Consider the following 3,682-nt stretch of genomic DNA (forward strand, 5'->3'; position numbering starts at 1 on the left):
GGGAAATGCTGGGCATCAAGCAGGATGCCTTGGCCCATGAACTGGGAGAAGACTGGTCCCAAAAGAAAATTTCCTTATTGGAACAAAAAGAAACAATTGAGGAGGAAATTCTCCGCCAAGTTTCTGAGATCCTTCATATCCCAGTAGAAGCCATCCAGAACTTTGATGAAGAACAGGCGGTGAATATTATTTCTAATACATTCAACGATAATTCAATGTTGAATGCCATCAATCAAAACCCTACATTCCATCCAATAGACAAGTTGATCCAGCTACATGAAGAGAAAATCGCCTTGTATGAAAGAATGTTAAAGGAAAAGGATGAAATGATGGCGAGATTGGAGCGGCTGATCAATAATAAATAGGATTTAGTCCAGTGGAGTTGGATTGTTTTATCTAGTGGCTGATTCACTAATCTTTGACTTTGGTTTAATAGTAGGTATATATAGATATAAATCTATGTGAATATGGACATATTTGTATATACAGATATGTCCATATTCACATAGATTTATATCTATGTGAATATGGACATATTTGTATATACAGATATAGGAATACATACATATATAAGTAGCTTGAAATGATTAATTACAAACCAGAATCTATAAAATTGGCTTTATGGAAACCTTCCTAATTGAAATAGAGGATCAAGAAAAATCAGATGCGATAAAAGCTGTACTAAAAGCCCTTAAAATAGATTTTGAGGTTTACGCTGATACTTCTGAATCCAAGCGGATTGCCGAAAGTGTTGCCCAAGGGTATAAGGAGATGCTGGAAATTGAAAAAGGTAAGACAACAAATAAGGCTTAATTATTCTCCATTGACTAATTTAAAAATGTTGATTAGGAGGGAAATGATCGAATTTCTAACCTAGTTGACCACATTTCTGAAAAATTGAATAGGTTTCATTATTGAAAACTCCATTATCAAGATACAATGAAAATACAAATACTTTTCTTTAATCTGATTTTTGCATTTATTCTTGTTTTTTCATTTACTGGATGTCAAAAGGAAAAACATAAAGTTGAAGGTCAGGTGTTTATTGTTACAAATGGTGGACAGAATTTTCCATTAGGTTTGGTTTCAATAGGATTTGCTAAACCAAATGAGCTAGCAACATCACTGGATTCGGTTCTTCTAGATTTTGATGACCAAATTTCTGATTTTGAAAAGTCCTTGCACGATCTCAAAAATAAAATCGAGGGTGAATATATTTTGAAATCGACTCTATGGGAAGATGTTGAAAAAGAAGCTAAGGGCAAGACTCTTTCTTCCTTTGCTGACTTAAGCAAAGATTATGCACTCATAGATGCCAGGCCTACTTACAACCAATTCAGAAAATTTATGGAGTTGGAAGAGCAAACTAGGGATATTGATATTAAACTGTATGGTGTTTCCTATCTGAGCAAAAGATTTAAGCTACCCACTTTAAATGATTACTATGCTCAAAAATTAAAAATTGATCAACTTTTGCAAAAGCATAACGAGATGGATTCATTAATCAATGAATTTAAAAAAGGTCATTCCATTCTTCCATTGCTTCAGCCAAAATTTACAGTTACTAAAACCAATGCCCAAGGTGATTTTTCAATCGAAGCAGAAAAAGGAGACTACATTGTATTTGCCACCGCATCCCGCTTAGCAGGGACTAGCACTGAACAATACATGTGGGCTGAAAAGATTTCTATTAATGGGGCCAAAACCGATTTATTTTTAAGTAATGATAATCTGGTTACTATTGATGAAATTAAAATGCTCAATCAAAAGCAGTAATATTTTGAAATATTTCCTTCGCAAAAACATGTCTAACGACCAGCTTGAATTGAATCAAGAAAGGTTTGAATTACTGAATAAGTCAAGACTTATACTTACTAAAGCACTATCAATAGAAGAGAAGTATGATATTATCATTTCCAATTATTTAGCTGTTGAGAAAGAGGTTTTAAATAGAACTGTTGAAAGGGCCATTTTGAGCAAAGAAGTCTACAAAAATTCCCATGAACTAAGCTTGAGCATGAACAGGTTGTTCATTAATCTTTTGAGCGCAATTAAAATGTATAGAGATCAAATTTACAGCCCAGTAAAAACAATTTTAGCTGATAATCCAAATACTCAAAAAGATCTTGAAAAACTATTTAGTGACCAATACGATAATTATTTTGAATTTCGATTCATTGATGCCCTTAGAAATCATGCACAGCATGGTGGCAAAGCTGTTCATAAGGTAACATTTCGGTCAAAATCAATTAACAGTGTAAAGGATGTTAAATTGCAGTGGTCTATTACTGTTTGGTCTTTGAAGTCTGAACTCGAAAAAAATTCTGGATTCAAAAAATCAGTTTTGAGAGAATTAGGTAATGAGGCAAATTTAATTCTTTATTGCAGGAAATATTTGGAATGTCTAAGTGCGTGTCATTCAAAAATTCGAGATTTAATCTCTGATATAGTTGAAAATTCAAGAGATGAAATAATCTCAGTTTTTCAGGATTTTCAAAACTCGTTTGGTCCATACCTAGACGGTATCTATATGCATCCGGAAGATTGTGAACAGAAGGTAACTCACAATAAAATTCCATTACTACTTGATTGGGATAATGAAAGAATTGAATTGTTTAAAAAAAATCGACCACTTAATAACCTTCATTCTTTTTATTTTTCAAGCATTTAGGGCATTGAAATAGTTTCCTTGTCAAAGTGGTTTTGTTTACCTAAAATAAAACAGATTTGATTTTTTGAAATCTTGCATATAGGATATGATGGGAGAGTCCTGAAACCAATAGAACATATTAAATCCCCCTGCCTTGACTTTTCTTTTTCTTCTTCTTTCTTTTCCTTTGAGGAGCCTCCTCTAAATTCCCAGAAGCCGGAACAGGACCAAGCAACTGGCTAAGGCCAGCAATGGCACCATAAGCGCTAAAAAGGCTATTTTCACGACCTGAATCATCTGAGAATGGGATTCCTTTAGCCCAGCCTGTCCCTTGACTAGCTGATCCATCCTGGGATCTGGTTTCGGCTGTGGTGGACGAATGCTGTTGATCTGATTGTGCAAAGCCTTCTGATTTTTCATGATCTGAACTTGGTTTTGCTGAAGTTCCACCAAACACTGTATCAATTCCTGAAATTCTATCCTGACCTTTTGATGCTCCTGAGGGGTATTTTGCCCTTGTTCGTTCATTTGCCTGGCTAATTTTCTTGCTGTCTCTAGTTTGCTCATAGTTTAATTTTTTGGATACATTTCCCCATTTAAATTGATTCCCCAAAGCCTGTCCTTTGGCTGTAAATCCATCAAACAAATAGGATATTCCTGAAACCCTACCCGTACTGGCCTGATTGAAAAGGACGTTTATCCCATCCTTTTCCAAATGTTCAATAAATGAGGAGATATTATTGGTTTGGTTTAAGGCTTCGCTTACCTTTTCCTGTAGCACCATCCGGTTGGATGGCTCGCCAGTTCTCAATACCATTTCTATCTCATCCTTATTAGCTGCTTTAAGCGTAGCTTCATGACTGCTTTTGACTTCTTGCAGGCCATATTTCTTTTCAAGTTCCCTGATGGTTATTTCGGTCTGACCATGCCAGTGATTTCGGTCAAACCGTGCCACTAAGAAAGATCATTTAAAGAAGGTCATTTTTTATTCATTTTTCAAGATTCCCTTTCTCAAAGATTCTCCCTTGAGGT

Annotated in this window: 5 protein-coding genes; 4 read left to right on the plus strand and 1 reads right to left on the minus strand. The window is 35.1% G+C overall.

Annotated elements, in window-relative coordinates:
• The 4 genes from ACYVAA_RS22485 to ACYVAA_RS22500 all read left to right on the plus strand — a co-directional run.
• Positions 1 to 365, plus strand: a 365-nt coding sequence (locus ACYVAA_RS22485) for an XRE family transcriptional regulator (RefSeq protein WP_460546232.1), incomplete at its 5' end; no start/stop codon positions are given.
• A 256-nt stretch (positions 366 to 621) separates the two neighbouring features.
• Positions 622 to 813, plus strand: coding sequence for a DUF2683 family protein (locus ACYVAA_RS22490; RefSeq protein WP_460546234.1), 192 nt, complete (start codon positions 622 to 624; stop codon positions 811 to 813).
• Positions 814 to 939: 126 nt separating this feature from the next.
• The gene (locus tag ACYVAA_RS22495) at positions 940 to 1,776 is read left to right on the plus strand and encodes a hypothetical protein (RefSeq protein WP_460546236.1); all 837 of its coding nucleotides are present in this window, start codon (positions 940 to 942) and stop codon (positions 1,774 to 1,776) included.
• 28 nt (positions 1,777 to 1,804) lie between these two features.
• A complete protein-coding gene (locus tag ACYVAA_RS22500) occupies positions 1,805 to 2,671 on the plus strand; it encodes a hypothetical protein (protein WP_460546238.1) in 867 nt (288 codons plus the stop codon).
• 118 nt (positions 2,672 to 2,789) lie between these two features.
• Here ACYVAA_RS22500 and ACYVAA_RS22505 read toward each other — a convergent pair whose 3' ends face one another.
• A complete protein-coding gene (locus tag ACYVAA_RS22505; RefSeq protein ID WP_460546240.1) occupies positions 2,790 to 3,605 on the minus strand; it encodes a hypothetical protein in 816 nt (271 codons plus the stop codon).
• Between the last annotated feature and the right edge of the window lie 77 nt (positions 3,606 to 3,682).

It is taken from the genome of Echinicola sediminis (assembly GCF_054777495.1).

Bases quoted from the DNA above. Each gene is read 5' to 3' on its own strand.
- ACYVAA_RS22490 (WP_460546234.1), top strand. From the start codon at position 622: ATGGAAACCTTCCTAATTGAAATAGAGGATCAAGAAAAATCAGATGCG.
- ACYVAA_RS22500 (WP_460546238.1), top strand. From the start codon at position 1,805: ATGTCTAACGACCAGCTTGAATTGAATCAAGAAAGGTTTGAATTACTG.
- ACYVAA_RS22495 (WP_460546236.1), top strand. From the start codon at position 940: ATGAAAATACAAATACTTTTCTTTAATCTGATTTTTGCATTTATTCTT.